Genomic DNA, 16632 nt, shown 5'->3' on the forward strand with positions numbered 1-16632 from the left:
GCTTTAATAACATCTATAAAACTCTATAATTACAGCTAAATATACAAAAAAAAGAGCAGAAAAACTAAGTTTTCTACTCCTTAAATTATTATACTTATTACTTAAAGGACTTTTTCAGTGCCCTCTTAATAACGAGCCATTTTTTATTTAAATCTATAGTAATAATTTATTCACCTTCTTCTGGATTATCGCTTCCGGTAACTTTATTACCAATTTCGCCATCACCAGAATAAATAGTTACACCTGCTTTTTTAAGCACATAACCTTTCCATGGCACCAATTGATAATCTTCAAAAATCCATGGTTTTCCTTCTGCACTTCTTGTTAAAATGAATGACTTTTCGTCTGGCATAAATACTTCAGCTTTATCTCCATTATCATTAAAAAGCACATAAGCACAAAGCGTTACATCTTCTGTAGCAATATCATCCGATGGATTTAATTGAATTCCTGTGAATGCTCTAACACATTCTTTATTCAATTTAGACCAAGTATATCCAGCAGATGCCAAACATCCATTTTCATCTTGATCTGCTCCAACTATTGTAGAGTCTTTTGGTTGAGTTTTTGTCTCATCTTGAATAGCATCATCTTGCTGTTTGCAAGAAACTAAAACAATCAACAAAAGAACTAAAGTGGTTATATTTTTAATCATATGATATTATTTAATATTCTTCTTTTGGATAAATAAAGCTATCCATAACTTGAAAAGTTACCTTTCCGGTTTCATCTATGAAATACTTCAACATTACATCGCCCCAATAGGTTCCATCGCTATAGTTGGCTATTATCCAACGATGATTTAATATTTTTATTTTATTGATGATGAATTTTTGTGCACCTAATTTTTCTTGACCAGTATAGATATTACCTTCAGGTTTATCATTATAAGCTAACAATGCCTCTCTAATTTGAGGAACTAATTTAGTTACATCTTTACCTTCAAAATAGTTTTGTGCGTATTCATTCTTCTCAAGTGAAAAACTATCAGCATCACTCAACTGATTGATTAAAAGATTGATAGTGTCTTTTGCACTTTTTTCGTTTGATAAACTAATGCTCTTTTCGTGAGCCATTTGCTTGTTATAATACATATAAGTAAATGCAGCAATTAAAGCCGAACAAATAAATAAATACAAATACAATTGTCTTTTCATATTATATAGAAATTTCTAAATTATCATAAGCCAAAAAAACATTCTTTGGCAACCTTTTTTGTACCTCTTCATGAAAACCTAATAAATGACTAATGTGCGTCAAATAAGTTTTTTCAGGTTGTACCAAAGTTACAAAATCTAATGCATCTTGCAAACTAAAATGTGAATGGTGTGGTTCTTCTCGCAAGGCATTAATAACCAACACTTTCACACCTTTTATTTTTTCAACTTCTTCTGAAGCAATGGTTTTTACATCGGTTAAATAAGCAAAATCATTTATCCTGAAACCAAAAACTTGTAAATTTCCATGCATTGCATCGATTGGTGTAACTTTAAAATTACCTATAACAAAATCTTTATTATTAGAAACCTCAATAGCTTTTACAGATGGAGCTCCTGGATATTTATTCTCCGTTTCAAACACATAATCAAATCTTTTTTCCAGATTTTTAATTACACGTTCGTGAGCATAAAATGGAATTTCACCTTGTCGGAAATTAAACGGACGAATATCATCAATTCCGGCAGTGTGGTCAGAATGTTCGTGCGTGAATAAAATAGCATCAATTTTCGAACATTTAGAAGTCAACATTTGTTGTCTAAAATCGGGACCACAATCAATGACTACGGAGTTTTCGTCGTCATGAACCCAAACAGAAACACGCAATCGTTTATCTTTCAAATCGTCACTCAAACATACGGAATGATGACTTCCAATTACTGGAATACCTTGCGAAGTTCCTGTTCCTAAAAAATAAACCTTCATTTAGCACGATTTTTGTTATACTCTTTATAAAAAAGTATTAGATGTTAATTTTCTACAAAAATAGAACTATTTATCGTTTAATACCGCAATCGTTTTAGTAACTTTGCATTGTATAATAATGATTATGGGAAATAACGGACTAAATATTAAGTTAAAAGGAGACAAAGTAATTGAGCAAATTCCGTCTATAAAAGACAAAGCGCTTAGAATTAATTTGAACGAAAATATTTATGGAACATTCGCTGAAATTGGTGCCGGACAAGAAACTGTTCGTCACTTTTTTAGATCTGGAGGTTCTTCTGGAACTATTGCAAAGGCAATGTCGGCTTACGATAAAGACTTTAGTGATGCCATTTATGGTATTGAAGGCGATGGTCGTTATGTAACAGAAAGTCGTCTTAAAAAAATGCTTACGCATGAAGTTGACTTAATTGAAAAACGTTTGGATAGAGAAAAACATCCTAACAAAATGTTCTTTAGTTATGCAAATACTGTGGCAACTATTGATTTTGCTAAGCAATTTAAAGGTCATGGTTGGGTTGGAATAAAATACCAAATCGAACCAGACGAAGAGTACAACGAAATTATACTTCACATTCGTTTTAAAGAAACTGACGCGCGTTTGCAACAAGAAACACTTGGTATTCTTGGTGTGAATTTAATATATGGTGCGTTTTACAAATACAATGATCCTAAAAAGTTATTGCGTTATTTGTATGACCATTTAGACAAAGACCAATTAGAAATTGATACTATTAACTTCTCAGGACCACGTTTTGCTAATGTAGATAATCGTTTGATGAGTTTACAATTGGTTAAAAATGGAATGACGGATGCCGTGATGTTTGGTCCAGATGGAAAAAACATACTTCCAGCAGCAGTTCTTTACAAGAAAAACATTTTGGCGTTAAGAGGAAGTTTCCGTCCGGTTACTAAGGTAAATATGGACATGTATGAGAAATCTCTTGAAATGTTTGTGGAAGAAAATAAAGTTGAAAAAGACAATACGTTTGTGATTTTTGAAATTACACTTTCCAACTTACGTTCTGAAGGAGAAATTGACGAACGTGACTTTATGGATAGAGCCGAATTGCTTTGTTCGTTAGGTCAAACCGTAATGATTTCTAACTTCCAAGAATATTATAAAGTGGTTGAATATTTCTCTAGTTATACCAAAGCTCGTATGGGATTGGTTATGGGAGTAAACAATTTGGTTGATATTTTTGACGAGAAATACTACCGACATTTAAGTGGTGGAATCCTAGAAGCTTTTGGAAAATTATTCTACAGAGATTTAAAAGTGTACTTGTATCCGATGGAAGAAAATGGCGAAATCATTACTTCACAAAACTTGAAAGTACATCCGAGAATGAAAGAATTATACAAATTCTTCGCTTACAACGGAAAAGTTGTTGATGTACCAGTTAATGATGCTGAAAATCTAAAAATATTCTCAAGAGAAGTTTTAAGAATGATAAGCACCGGAATTCCTGGTTGGGAAAGAATGTTACCACAAGGTACAGCCGAATTAATAAAGCAACATAAGCTATTTGGTTACGATCCAAATCGCGTGCTTGAAGAAGCTTAATATAGAAATCCTCAGTTCAAAACTGGGGATTTTTTTTATATTTACAAATGGAAATGCTTACAAACGATTATAAACAATTGTAAAGATTTGTTTATTGAGTCTATATACAAGTTGGCAAAAAATTTAACCCTTCAGTGATAATAAGACAACATATAAATTTGAATAAAAAATAAAAATATGGCTAGAAAAAAGAGGTATATTCCCAGACCAAGACATAATCCTGAGGTTCAAGCTAGAAAAATTGATCAAAACAGAGATTTATATCTGCAAATTCGAAAAGCAGTAGATGCAATTACTGTTTCTCATGATAACCATATATCATATTTAGGAAATTTTGCCAGACACGATATTAAAAATTCAATTCAAAGTATGGATAGTATATTGTCTACGACTTCTGCTGATGAAATGACAGATGAGCAAATTTTATCTTTGAAAACAAATCTAAAAGTTATTCGAGAAACAATGGATAACTTTTCAAAATTAGTTCCATATTCTAAGGATGAAAAATTTGATTTAAAAAATTTAATTATTGCTGTGGAGCTATTAACAAGAAATGATCTTTACACACATAAAATTGAACTTTTTAGAGATTTTCCGCAAGACAGCATATTTTTAGAACTTCCCTTTCAGTCTGTGTTGCAAATGTTTAATAACATTTTCATCAATTCAATTAAAGCATTAGAATCAGTTGAAAATCCAATAATTAAAGTTTCTGCTTATGAAAGTGCTGGACAATTAACGATAGAAATCTCAGATAATGGTAAAGAAATTGATGAGAAAGAGAAAGACAAAATTTTTGAATTTGGTTATTCAACAACAGGTGGTTCAGGTATTGGATTATATCATGCTAGATATTTATGTGAACTATTTGATGGGAATATTGAAATAAATTTTAAAAAAAATGATAACTTTACTAAGAGTTTTTTAATACATTTACCGATATTAAATAAAAATGAGAAAGAACATAATAATAATTGACGATTCAAAGGAACAATCTGAGGGTTTAGCCAAAGGTTTAAGCAGAATTATGCCTGATTTTTCTTTTGAAAGTTATCATACTGAATCTGAAATTCAAAATGCAATAGAAAATCGTTTTTTTTCTCTAGCTATTTTAGATATTAGAATGGACGGATTCTCAACTGATGGAATAGGTCTCGCCGAAAAAATATTTGAAGTTAATCCATTTGCGAATGTAATTATTGTCTCAGCATTTAAGGACGAATATTTTATGCGCTTAAAGGATTTGTTTTTAACTGGAAAGGTTATAGATATTCAAGATAAAGAAGATTTTGATATTTGGTTACCCAAATTAAAGAAATCTATTGACGGCTATTATGACAAATTAGAAAAAGATCCTTCAGAAATAAATAACGCTTTACTACAGTTTTATTCAGAGGCAAAAAATGAAACAGATACCTACAGAAAAGGTGAAAGATTTGAACATTTTATGAGCTTAATGTTTCAATCAATTGGTTTTAATCAAGTTTTAAAACGGGTTAAAGATCAGTCATTAAATGAAGTTGACCTTATAATACGTAATGATATTGAAGATAATTTTATTGGTAAATTTGGAAAATATATATTAGTTGAGTGTAAAAACAAACCCGAAGATAAAGTCAATAAAAACGATTTTATTGTTTTTCAAAATAAGCTTAAAAACACTAATGGTTTATCTGAGTTAGGAATACTTGCCACAACTGGGCATATTACCAAAAATACATATGTTGAAGCTGTAAGAGAATCTTCTGAGAGTCGAAAAATTCTATTTTTGTCAAATCCAGAAATTGAAAAATTGATAAAGGCAGAAAATAAACTAAGTGCGTTCAAGAGTTTAATTGACGACCAAGTAAAAGACAATTAAATATAAAACTTTCTCTAACCACAGTTTTGCGCTATTGCTGGGCTTGCGCTTGCTATCTTGGTCTTCGTGGAGAATAATCAGGTGTCAACAATTCTGGTTTTCAAAAGAAATTTTGTAGATTTGTTTAGTCAGTGTTTGCGGCAGCAACAGACGCAAAGCTGCATACATTACCCAGCATTTTAAAAAATGCGACGAATTCAATAACTTAATGTAATTATGAGAAACCTTAATGACTGTTTAATGTTTGTGAAATTTACGCAGAAAAAATACGCAGAAAAGTTGATAAATGGAGAAATATTCTTCAATCTTCCAACTTATTACAATTCTTCTGACAATGAAGAAATTGGTGACAATAATGAAGGAGCAGAATGGATTGATAATTCAGAAGTAAAAAGCATCAGAGCTGAATATGCAGGAAACAAAATTTTTAACTTTACACCAATTCCAAATTCTATTTCCAAAATAACTCAATATGATAATTATTTTTTATCTTTTAGTTTGTATACTATTTACAAATCTGCATTTAATGAAAGTGGAATTTTTAAAGTTGATTCAAAAATGAAAAATTCAAATTATGATACGGCAATTGTAATTGAAGAACCATTTGAATTTCTAAAACGAATAGAAGAAAAACTAAAACTTGAAAAAATTAATTACGAAATGGATTCAGTTAATTACAAAAATCTAAATATTGGTAAAATAGATTTAACACCATTTGATAAAAAAATAGAACACAGTCATCAAAACGAATTTAGAATTATAATTGAAAATTTGAATAATTCAACAAAAACAATAAATATTGGTTCAATAGAAAAACTTTGTAAAATAGTTCCATCAGAGGCAATCATAGAATCTGAAATGAAAGTAACAAACAAAAAATGAAGAAACTAGTTAAATCACTATAATCAAAATAACCATAAAAAATGAACAATTCAAACAATATTAGAAAAATAAAAAAGATATTTTCAGTAACAACTTTATATTTATCTGTTTTAATTTTTGTTGGCTGTGCAAAATCAAATAAGACAAATGAAAGTAACGAAAACAAAATAGAAACATTTGAAATTCCTGAAATTCAAAAATCTCAAGACCAACAAGTTGAAACTACTGAAGTTCAAGAAGTTGAAATTCCAAAAAACAATATTTTTAAATATATCAAGGTATGGGCAGACGGTATTGAGAAAGAAACAAAAAAAGTCAAAAGTAAATTAATATTTTCAGAAGATTTATCAAGTTTAACATACTCATTGGCTGACAGAACTGAACTTAATTTAAAATGTATAGAACCTTTTAAAACTAATGTTATAGGAGAATCTTTCGGAACTTATATTTTACCTAATGGCAATGAAATTGTAATAGGTTATTTTAAATCAGGTAATGTTAAGTGGTATGTGAAATTTAAAGATTTGGATGGAGTCATTCAAGAAGCAGAATTAAGTAACGATAAAAATGCTTGGAATTAAAATAAATATACAATAAATAACAAAACCTGCCACTAACAGCCATTTTGCTCTATTGCGAGAAAAATGAAAAATAAACGTTTATCTTTAGTAAGAAATCAAAAGCAAATACTAAAATAAAAATGCAATTCTATAACTAAAAGCTTTGATTAAAATGTTAAAAAATAAATATTTATTGTTTATCAATAATTATTTATTATATTTGTACCATAATTTTAAAACAAACAATTATGGAAATCAAAATTAGTACAAAGCAAATACTAAATGTTTTATACATTTTATCTTGGCTTATCTTTGTTGGCATTTGCATAGACACTGGAGGTGTTTTATCTAATGCGATATATGCATTCTTCTTTAATCCAGTTATTGCACAAAATTTTTGGAGTGGCTTAGATTTGTCTTCGCTTTTTCAATTTGATCCTGGCTATTTTTTAGTAGAAACTTCTCTAATGTCGATTGTAGGCATTATGAAAGCAATTATGTTTTACTTAATTATAAAATTAATACACGATAAAAAATTAAATCTTTTACAACCTTTTAGTAATGAAGTTAGAAAATTCATTTTCAATTTGGCTTTTTTGACTTTTGGAATTGGACTATTCTCAAGTTGGGCTGTGAACTATGCAGAATGGTTTGAAAGTAAAGGTGTTATAATGCCAGATAGTAATTTGCTTAAAATAGATGGCGCTGGTGTATGGTTGTTTATGAGTATTGTCCTTTTTATAATTGCTCAAATTTTTAAAAGAGGAATAGAAATTCAAGAAGAAAACGAACTAACTGTATAAGCCATGCCAATAATTGTGAACCTCGACGTAATGATGGCTAAAAGAAAAATGTCATTAAATGAACTTTCAGAGAAAGTAGATTTGACCTTAGCCAATCTTTCTATACTCAAAACAGGAAAAGCCAAAGCGGTTCGTTTTAGTACGCTAGAAGCCATTTGTAAAGCATTAGACTGTCAACCAGCCGATTTGCTAGAATATAAAGAATAGAAAAAACCTCGTTAGTTAGTAACGAGGTTTTTGTTTTATTTCAGAATCTGCGAAGCGTGAACTTTAGTTTTTACGTCAGTAATAACCTCATCGATTACTCCATTTTCGTCTATTACGAAAGTTGTTCTGTGTATTCCGTCGTATTCTTTTCCCATAAACTTTTTTGGACCCCAAACTCCAAAGGCTTGAATTACCGATTTGTCCTCATCAGCAAGTAATGGAAATGGAAAATCAAATTTTTCTTTGAATTTGAATTGTGCTTTTTCATTATCGGCACTAACTCCTAATAAGGCATAATTATTAGATTGAAAACGTTCGAAATTATCTCTCAAATCGCAAGCTTCTGCTGTACATCCGGGCGTATTGGCTTTAGGATAAAAGAATACTACTAATTTTTTTCCATTATAATCTGCTAATGAATGTAGGTTTCCATCTTGGTCTTTACCTGAAAAACTTGGAGCTTTGTCTCCTTTTTTAAGTGTTGTCATTATTTATGGTTTAAAATAGTTTAACGTTTAATTTTGTTTAAAGTTGCTATATTTACAAATCAAATTTAGTTAAAAATGACCAAGAAAGAGCGTGCAACGTTTGTTATAAATACGTTAAAAGAACTTTATCCAACCATTCCGATTCCTTTAGACCATAAAGATCCTTATACTCTGTTGGTTGCTGTGCTGCTTTCTGCACAATGTACTGATGTTCGTGTGAATCAAATTACGCCATTGTTATTTGCGAAAGCAGACAATCCCTACGATATGATAAAAATGAGTGTGGAAGAAATCAAAGAAATTATTCGTCCTTGTGGCTTGTCTCCAATGAAATCGAAAGGAATTCATGGATTATCACACATTTTAATTGATAAGTATAATGGAGAAGTTCCGCAGAGTTTTGAGGCATTAGAAGCACTTCCTGCAGTTGGACACAAAACAGCTAGCGTTGTTATGAGTCAGGCGTTTGGTGTTCCTGCATTTCCTGTGGATACTCATATTCATAGGTTAATGTACCGATGGAATTTGACATCTGGTAAAAATGTGGTTCAAACTGAAAAAGATGCCAAAGCCATTTTTCCTAAAGATATATGGAATGATTTACACTTACAAATCATTTGGTACGGAAGAGAATATTCACCTGCAAGAGGTTGGAATATTGAAAAAGATCTAATTACTAAAACTATTGGAAGAAAAGAAGTTCTAAAAGAATTTGATAAAAAAATATCGCGTCCAGTTAAATAAAACTAGACGCGATATGTTAATTAGCAAGGAGTTCGAAGTTCATGTTACCAACTTTGACCATTTTCAAAGCTTTCGAATAATTAAGTATGAAATTAATTGTTTCTTTTTTTGGTAACATTTTAGTGTTTGCTAATGCTTTTTTAGAGTAAAGTTTTGCCATAGAGTGATTTAAATTATACATCTATAACGTTATAACTTTACATATATTGTTTAATTGGTCAAAATAATTTGATTTTTTTCAATTAATTTTCTCAAGTTCATTAGTGCATATCTCATTCTACCTAAAGCAGTATTGATGCTAACACCTGTCAATTCAGCAATTTCGTTAAAACTTAAGTCTTGATAGATTCTCATAGTTAAAACTTCTCTCTGATCATCAGGAAGTTGTTTTATTATTTTTTGCAAATCTTTTTCAATAACTTCTGTAATAATTCTACCTTCAGCATTCATTGAAGTATCCGTTAAAACAGAAAAAATTGAAAACTCTTCGGTTTCGCGAAGCATTGGCATTTTTTTGTTCTTACGATAATGATCCACAATAAGATTATGTGAAATACGCATTACCCAAGGTAAAAATTTACCTTCTTCGTTATACGAATTAGATTTTAAAGTCTTGATTACTTTGATAAAAGTATCTTGAAATACGTCGTCAGCTACATCACGGTCGGCCATTTTGGAATAAATAAATCCATAAATTTTAGACTGATGTCTGTTGATTAATACAGCCAAAGCGTTCTCGTCGCCGGCTATATAATTCTTTACCAATAAAGCGTCTGGGATTTGAATAGTAGCCATAAAATTACCTTTTAGTTTTGGGTTAAAAAATCGTAATGTTTTTTCTAAAAGTAATTTTTTGCGATAGGCGACTGTTAAAATTTGATTAAATTATAGCCAAATGTAACATAAACTTTTCTTAATATGCAAATAAAATTTAAAAATTTAACATTTCAAATGCAATAAAATTGAAAAAGTAGCAGAAAAACGACAAAAAGGCCTTACAAAATGGGATTTTCTTGTAAGGTCTTTATAAACTTATAAATGTATCTAAATGAATTTTGAACTATTTTACTATCATTTTTTTAACGCTCTTTTTATCGTCTGAATAAACTGCGATTAAATAGATTCCTTGTGAAAGATTTTTTATATCAACTTTATTTGTATCCTCTTTTGTTTCTAAAACTAAAGTTCCAACCATATTATAAATTTCTACTTTATCAATTTTAGTTTCAGAATTTATGCTGACAAATTCTTTAACAGGATTTAAGAAAGAAAAATCAACAGCATCTTGAATTGAGGCTACTTCTAAAGCGCAATTACTTCCAACTACATAATTGTAATAAGTTGTGACTGAAAAACCATTTGCGTAAGCAAACTTAACTGCATAACTTATCGTCGCACCAATAGTTTGACCTGTGATAGTATGAGTAAATATATTTCCTGAAACATTAGTCATTTGAGTTTCAGTAAACGGACTTTGTTTCCAAAGAAAAGCCACTACTCCTACTTTGTCAGTGTCTAACATTTGAAAGGTTATTTTTACATCTGTTCCTAAAGTTTCAAAAGCATAATTGTAACCAGTTGAAAAAGAATTTGTTTGAGCCGCTGAACTCGTTCCAGAGCAACCAATAACACCTGTGGTTGTTGCGTTCAAAACTATCGGATTTGAAACATAGTTATTTCCTGCCAAATCGCTTGCAGTTATTGAAAAACTATAATTTGTATTAGGAGACAAATTAGGCACAATTACCGATTTTTGAACTCCAGATGGATTGGCTGTATTAATAGTTCCACCACTATAATTGATACTATAAGAAACATTTCCTGAATTGTCATTTGCATTCAACAGTAATTGAATCGTTGAACTTGTAACAGTTCCAACTGTAGCCGTAAAATTAGTTGGTGCTTCTGTATCAACTAAAGTATTTTGATAAACTCTAACATAGTCTACCTCCATAGCTGTTTGAGTAAAATTGGATGGTATTGTACCTGCAATTCCGCCCATTGCAATATTTAATAACAAATATTGTTCTGCATTAAAAGGCCAATTACTTGGTGTTTTAACTGCAGGATTGTAGGTATAATAAGCTACTCCATCTAACAAAAATGTAATTTGATAAGGCGACCAATTCATAGAATATACATGGAAACTATTTCCTAAATTATTTGCAATTGTTCCACCAATGTTCATAGTATTTCCAAAAGAAGAAGGTGTATGAAGTGCGCTTTGAACATAATTTGTAGGTTGAGATGGTGTGATTCCGTGCTCCATTATATCAATTTCACCACAAGCTGGCCAATTTGTTGTTCCAAATTGAGAATCGAAATAAGCGCCATCTTCATTTACATTTTTACCCAACATCCACAAAGCTGGCCAAGTACCTTGATTGGTTGGAACTTTGGCACGGATATCAACTCGACCGTAAAGAAAAGCAAATTTAGAATTTAAACGAGCCGATGTGTATTGCTTAGTAATACCTTGATTAGTATAAGGTTCTTTTTTGGCAACAATACTAAGAAATCCAGCATTGACAGAGGAATTTGTAAGTTGATCGGTGTAATGCTGTACTTCTCCATTAAACCAATTTCCACCGGCTGGCAACTGTGTTTGATGATGCCATTTAGTTGAATTTACTGCACCATTAGTATCAAATTCATCCGACCAAACTAGATTAGTATAAACTACATCTACTTGAGAATAACTTGATGTAAAAAAAATCAATAGTAAAAGTATTTGTAATTTATTTCTCATATACATTTTTATTAAAATTTAAGTTTTTCATTTTTGTCCCACAAACCCCAATAAGCTCCAACTGCACCTTCTGGTCCTACTTTCCATGATTCATCAAAAGAAGAAAAATAGAAAATCTCTATATCATTAAATTTCGACCAATTTTGACTTTCTATAAAATATTTCATAGCATTTTCATTGGTTGCTATAGCACCTTTTAATGAACCGCCTTCGCTTGGCCAACCAGTTTCTGTTATAATAACGCGTTTTCCTTGACCAGCATCTTTAGCAGAATTAAACATACTTTGCATGTGAGGTAAAGAATATTCTATAGGACAACCTTCCCAATAAGGATAACAATTTGTCAAAATAACATCACAAACCTCGGTAATTCTTGGTCGGTGTGAAAACTCGTAATAAGCATCAACGTATCCTACTGGAATATTTGGCAAAGCTTCTTTTACACGATTAAGGTATTCTAGTAATTGTTCTTCGGTTAAATCACCACGATACATTACTTCATTACCAACAGCTGCAATATCTACACAACCTTCTTTAGCTAAAGTGATTAAACTCTCTATTTCTTTTTCGTTTAGTTCTAAATCATCTCCAAGCCAAGCACCAACTAAAGTTTGCATTCCGTTTTCTTTGGCAATTCTTGGAATATGTTCGTTGCCTTCGATACATGAAAAAGAACGAACCCATTTAGAATATGGCTTTAAAATTTGAATACGACGATTTACTTGTTCGGCAGTAATAATATCGCCTGGTTTTTGTCCGTCTTCGTATAAGCTGAAGCAAATTCCATGCATGCCATTTTCTAAAGTTTCTCTCCAAAGTTCTGCTAATTTCTTTGCAGGAATTTCGGAAAAATCAAAACTCTGATAATCACTTTTGTTAGTGCTATTACTATTGCTGTTATTATAATTATTTTCTAATGAAAAATAGTGACCTTCTCTAAATGACATGATTTGTAATTTTTAAAATTTAAGCTTCTCATTTTTATCCCAAATTCCCCATGCTGTTCCTACAGTTCCTTCTTGCAAGGCTTTCCAAGATTCGTCAAAAGAAGAGAAATGGAATAGCTCAATATTGTTGTTTTTTGCCCATTTTTGAGAAGAAACAAAATATTTCATAGCATTAATTTCTGATGGAATTGCTTCCTCAACCGTTTCTCCTTTACTTGGCCAACCTGTTTCAGAAATTATGATTTTCTTTCCTTGAGCCACGTTCTTAGTTACTTCCATCATATTTTGTAAATAGGAAGTTGTAAAATCTACATTTGCTCCTTCCCAAAATGGATAGAAATTTACGAGAAGTAAATCGCAACTCGAAATCAAATTTGGTTTATCTAAAAACTGATAATAAGCATCAACATAACTAACAGAGATATTTGGTACTGCTTCTTTCACTCTATTGATGTAACCAATAAGTTCTTGTTCTGAAATTTCTTCACGATGTAAAACTTCATTTCCTACTGCAGCTATATCTACTAAACCTGATTTAGCTAGTTTGATTAATGCTTCAATTTCTTTTTCATTTCTAGCTTTATCATTGCTAATCCAAGCCCCAACAACAGTTTTAAGTCCTTTTTGATGAGCAATTTCTGGAATTAACTCGTTACCTTCTGTGCATGAAAAAGTACGTATCCAATTGGTGTGAGGAGCAATAATATCTAATCTTCTCTTGATTTGATCTGCAGATAGAATATCACCAGCTTTTTGGTTTTCTACATAAGGACTAAAACATAATCCATGTAATCCGTTATTTAGTATTTCGGAATAAAGTGTTTTAATTTCGGAATTACTTTTTTGATTTAACTCAGTATCAATTGAAGTGTTTATTGAACCATTTTTTAATAATGAAATAAGTTTTCCAGAAAGATAGGCTGAAGATTGGGTTTTTGAATTACCTTTTCTAGCAGCTAACTCTTCTTGAATTTCTTTTAATTTATCCTCTGTAAGTCCATAATTCCACATATAGAAAATAGCTACTAATGTTCCTGCAATTGGAATAGCAGAAAAACAAAAACGTAACCAGAATAAGGTTTCTGGTGTTTGTGTTGCTAAATTTCCATCAAAATTAATAACATCAAGAATTAAATAACTTAATAAACCAGCAACTGCAAACCCTAATTTTACAACCCACCAATAAATTGCACCAAAAATTCCTTCGCGTCGCTGACCATAATGTAATTCATCAACATCACAAACATCTGCAGTCATTGACATCATTGTTGTAAACAAACCTCCTATTCCGAATGAAAAGAATGGTATTGCAATTAAAAACAAATAGGGTTTCCCTGGAATAAATAAGAAATAAAGTAAAATATATCCAAAAATTGAAATAGATTGTGAAACTAAAAACGCTTTCTTTTTTCCAATTTTCTTAGCCATTTTTACAACTAATGGAATTACTAAAAAAGTGGTTACTAATGCGCCTCCACTACCAAAAATGGCTGGCCAAATTCCAGCAGCTTGTTGATTTCCATTGAACAAATAATAGACGATAATGAAAAAGGTAAATTGAGCAACAGTATTAAATGCATTAAATGTGTAAAAAGTTGCAAAACATAGTTTTCTAAAATCGGCAATTTTGAAAGCTTCTTTAAATTCGTGAATTAGATTTTTGAAAATCCCACCAATATTTCTTATACTTATTGATTTATAAGAAGTTTCATCTAAAGTTGATTTTGAGGTAATAAAAAATGCCGGAACCATGGCAAAAATCATACATGGAATTCCAACCCAAAAAGCTAGAGTTCTTGTAGCAACTTCTGGATTTGAAAATAATTCTTTATCATACATAATAATCCAAAACCATGGAACTATAACCCAAGCCCATTGACCTATCCATTGTGCTATTGCCATAATTTGGGTTCTTTCGTGAAAATCTTCACTCATCTCATAACCCATAGCAACAAAAGGAACACTAAAAATAGTAAGTCCCAAATACAGACATAATTTAAAACCTAGAAAATAGAAAAAATTAAAATATACTCCATTTTCTTTAAAAATTTGCCACATCAATAAAAAGGAAATTCCCATTATTAAAGCTCCAATAAAAACGTAATGTCTTCTTCTTCCCCAACGAGAACGAGTATTATCAGTAATAAAACCCATAATTGGGTCAATGATGAAATCAAATAATCGAGGTGCAAAAGTTAAAAATCCTACCATCCATGGATCAAAACCAAAACCCGCCAATAGTACAACCATAAAAACGCCAAGCGCAGCAGGAAACATTTGATTAGCAAGCATTCCTATACCAAAAGCTATTTTTTTGTACATAGGAACCATTACTTTGGTATTTGTATTATTGTTAGACATAAGTAAAATTTTTTAATTATTGGTTAATTAGGTTTGATTATTATTGTTTGCAATGCTTTTGAATCAATTGAGATTAAAGCATTTTTATTATTTAATTTGATATCAATTGTTTGCTTAGATTCTGTTGGATTAAAAACGGCTATTGCAATAGAGCCATCTGGATTTTGGACAGCAGTTGAAACCAATTCTTTAGAATTTATTTCACATCCAATTTTCACAGCACCAGGACGCATGAACTTACTGAAATGAGCCATCACATAATATAATGGTGTAAGGTAAACTTCATCATTTTTATCATCTACAATAACTGGAGCTACACACCAATTTTTGAACCAATTTGGTCCACCTTGTCGGTCAAGAACCATGTTCCAATCAATCCAGCCATCGACTCTATTATTTAGACATCCTATTATATCATTTGCGTAACGGTTTACAGGAGCGTATTTTGGATGCAAATATTTTTCTTTTTCGCTTGCCCAATCCCAACCCCAATCGGTAGCTTCTTTTTTCCAATACCAAGCATCGTCTTGCCAATGTGGAATTTCAGAATCTACACAACCTTCGGTTTCTATTAAATATTTATTTGGTGCTTTTTGGTGTGCATATTGCAAATCCTCTGGAAAAACTTCATAGGTACTTTCATACCAATGAATGGCCATTCCGTCAAAATATTTAGAGGTGTTCTCATCTTTATACATTTCATCTGCCCATTCTTTGATACCTGCACGGTTTTGGTCATATCCAAATATCTTCACATTGCCCCATCCTTCTTTTTCTAATTTTGGTCCCATGTGATTCATTACAAAATCGGTCATTTCTTTTGGAGAAAAAAGCGTGCTTTCCCAATTGTTTCCGTTTCCGTGAGGTTCATTTATTACTGTAACACCCCAAATATCAATACCTTCTTTTTTATAAGCATTAAGATATTTTGAAAAATACAAAGCGAAAGCATCGTTGAATTCAGGCAATAATTTTCCACCTACATATTTTTTATTGTCTTTCATCCATGGTGGACAAGACCAAGGTGAAGCAATGATTTTAAAACCCTCTTTAGAAATCGCTTTTGCTTCTAAAATCATCGGAATTAAATCGGATTTATCGTCTTCTATGGTAAAATGTTCCAAAGTCATATCGTTTTCGACTTTGGCATAGGTGTAATTGCTTAACGAAAAATCGCAAGACGCAATGTGTGTTCGAGTAAGCGAATAATTGGCACCTGATTCACTGAAGTAAGCATCTAAAATTTTCTTACGATTTTCCTTACTCAATCGATTGAGTAAATAAGCCGAAGATTCGGTGAAAGAACCTCCGAAACCAGTAATAGTTTGAAATTTTTCCTCAGGGTTAATAGAAATAACAACTGGAGTTCCTTCGTTAGAAAATTGGTTAATTTTTGTCAATGAATTGCCACGTTCGGAAGTTTCATAAACTTGAACATTTAATTTATCTCCAACTTTACAACTATGCAATGAAAATGCCATAATACAAGCTATTATCAAAAATTTACTCTCTACTATTT

The 16632-nt window shown here is 31.1% G+C and carries 17 protein-coding genes; 8 read left to right on the forward strand and 9 right to left on the reverse strand.

What is annotated here, in order from left to right:
- Nucleotides 1–166: 166 nt before the first annotated feature.
- The 3 genes from ACIQ06_RS14135 to ACIQ06_RS14145 are packed head-to-tail and all read right to left on the reverse strand — an operon-like array spanning nucleotide 167 to nucleotide 1923.
- Nucleotides 167–655, reverse strand: coding sequence for a hypothetical protein (locus ACIQ06_RS14135; RefSeq protein WP_298302250.1), 489 nt, complete (start codon nucleotides 653–655; stop codon nucleotides 167–169).
- Between the two features lie 10 nt (nucleotides 656–665).
- Nucleotides 666–1157, reverse strand: coding sequence for a hypothetical protein (locus ACIQ06_RS14140; protein WP_298302252.1), 492 nt, complete (start codon nucleotides 1155–1157; stop codon nucleotides 666–668).
- 1 nt (nucleotide 1158) lies between these two features.
- Entirely contained in the window at nucleotides 1159–1923 is a 765-nt protein-coding gene (locus ACIQ06_RS14145; protein ID WP_396147410.1) for an MBL fold metallo-hydrolase, read from the reverse strand.
- A 124-nt stretch (nucleotides 1924–2047) separates the two neighbouring features.
- Between ACIQ06_RS14145 and ACIQ06_RS14150 the strand changes: the two genes are divergently transcribed.
- From ACIQ06_RS14150 to ACIQ06_RS14180, 7 genes are all read left to right on the forward strand, one after another.
- On the forward strand, nucleotides 2048–3511 hold the full coding sequence (locus tag ACIQ06_RS14150; RefSeq protein ID WP_396147413.1) for a TonB-dependent receptor: 1464 nt from the start codon (nucleotides 2048–2050) through the stop codon (nucleotides 3509–3511).
- A gap of 177 nt (nucleotides 3512–3688) precedes the next feature.
- Entirely contained in the window at nucleotides 3689–4489 is an 801-nt protein-coding gene (locus ACIQ06_RS14155) for an ATP-binding protein (protein WP_396147416.1), read from the forward strand.
- Complete coding sequence (locus ACIQ06_RS14160; protein ID WP_396147420.1) at nucleotides 4464–5372, forward strand: response regulator; 909 nt, start codon at nucleotides 4464–4466, stop codon at nucleotides 5370–5372. The genes ACIQ06_RS14155 and ACIQ06_RS14160 overlap by 26 nt, the downstream gene beginning before the upstream one ends.
- A gap of 216 nt (nucleotides 5373–5588) precedes the next feature.
- Nucleotides 5589–6254 (forward strand): hypothetical protein, encoded by a 666-nt coding sequence (locus tag ACIQ06_RS14165; protein WP_396147422.1) that lies wholly within the window; start codon nucleotides 5589–5591, stop codon nucleotides 6252–6254.
- Nucleotides 6255–6295: 41 nt separating this feature from the next.
- Nucleotides 6296–6835: a hypothetical protein gene (locus ACIQ06_RS14170; protein ID WP_396147424.1), complete on the forward strand. Its 540-nt coding sequence runs from the start codon at nucleotides 6296–6298 to the stop codon at nucleotides 6833–6835.
- A gap of 227 nt (nucleotides 6836–7062) precedes the next feature.
- Nucleotides 7063–7617, forward strand: coding sequence for a hypothetical protein (locus ACIQ06_RS14175; protein ID WP_396147426.1), 555 nt, complete (start codon nucleotides 7063–7065; stop codon nucleotides 7615–7617).
- 3 nt (nucleotides 7618–7620) lie between these two features.
- A complete protein-coding gene (locus ACIQ06_RS14180; RefSeq protein ID WP_298302266.1) occupies nucleotides 7621–7824 on the forward strand; it encodes a helix-turn-helix transcriptional regulator in 204 nt (67 codons plus the stop codon).
- 35 nt (nucleotides 7825–7859) lie between these two features.
- Here ACIQ06_RS14180 and bcp read toward each other — a convergent pair whose 3' ends face one another.
- Complete coding sequence (gene bcp / locus ACIQ06_RS14185; RefSeq protein WP_396147429.1) at nucleotides 7860–8312, reverse strand: thioredoxin-dependent thiol peroxidase; 453 nt, start codon at nucleotides 8310–8312, stop codon at nucleotides 7860–7862.
- Between the two features lie 75 nt (nucleotides 8313–8387).
- On the opposite strand from bcp, the gene nth reads away from it, so the two are divergent.
- Entirely contained in the window at nucleotides 8388–9056 is a 669-nt protein-coding gene (gene nth / locus ACIQ06_RS14190) for an endonuclease III domain-containing protein (RefSeq protein WP_396147431.1), read from the forward strand.
- Between the two features lie 210 nt (nucleotides 9057–9266).
- Here nth and ACIQ06_RS14195 read toward each other — a convergent pair whose 3' ends face one another.
- The 5 genes from ACIQ06_RS14195 to ACIQ06_RS14215 form a co-directional block, all read right to left on the reverse strand.
- A complete protein-coding gene (locus ACIQ06_RS14195) occupies nucleotides 9267–9851 on the reverse strand; it encodes a sigma-70 family RNA polymerase sigma factor (RefSeq protein ID WP_345092587.1) in 585 nt (194 codons plus the stop codon).
- Nucleotides 9852–10116: 265 nt separating this feature from the next.
- Nucleotides 10117–11805 (reverse strand): family 16 glycosylhydrolase, encoded by a 1689-nt coding sequence (locus tag ACIQ06_RS14200; RefSeq protein WP_396147434.1) that lies wholly within the window; start codon nucleotides 11803–11805, stop codon nucleotides 10117–10119.
- An 11-nt stretch (nucleotides 11806–11816) separates the two neighbouring features.
- Nucleotides 11817–12752, reverse strand: coding sequence for a glycosyl hydrolase family 17 protein (locus ACIQ06_RS14205; protein WP_396147436.1), 936 nt, complete (start codon nucleotides 12750–12752; stop codon nucleotides 11817–11819).
- A gap of 12 nt (nucleotides 12753–12764) precedes the next feature.
- Entirely contained in the window at nucleotides 12765–15113 is a 2349-nt protein-coding gene (locus ACIQ06_RS14210) for an MFS transporter (protein ID WP_396147438.1), read from the reverse strand.
- Between the two features lie 23 nt (nucleotides 15114–15136).
- Entirely contained in the window at nucleotides 15137–16594 is a 1458-nt protein-coding gene (locus tag ACIQ06_RS14215; protein WP_396147459.1) for a glycoside hydrolase family 30 beta sandwich domain-containing protein, read from the reverse strand.
- Nucleotides 16595–16632: the final 38 nt, after the last annotated feature.

The organism is Flavobacterium sp., assembly GCF_044341265.1.
Taxonomy (GTDB): Bacteria; Bacteroidota; Bacteroidia; order Flavobacteriales; family Flavobacteriaceae; genus Flavobacterium.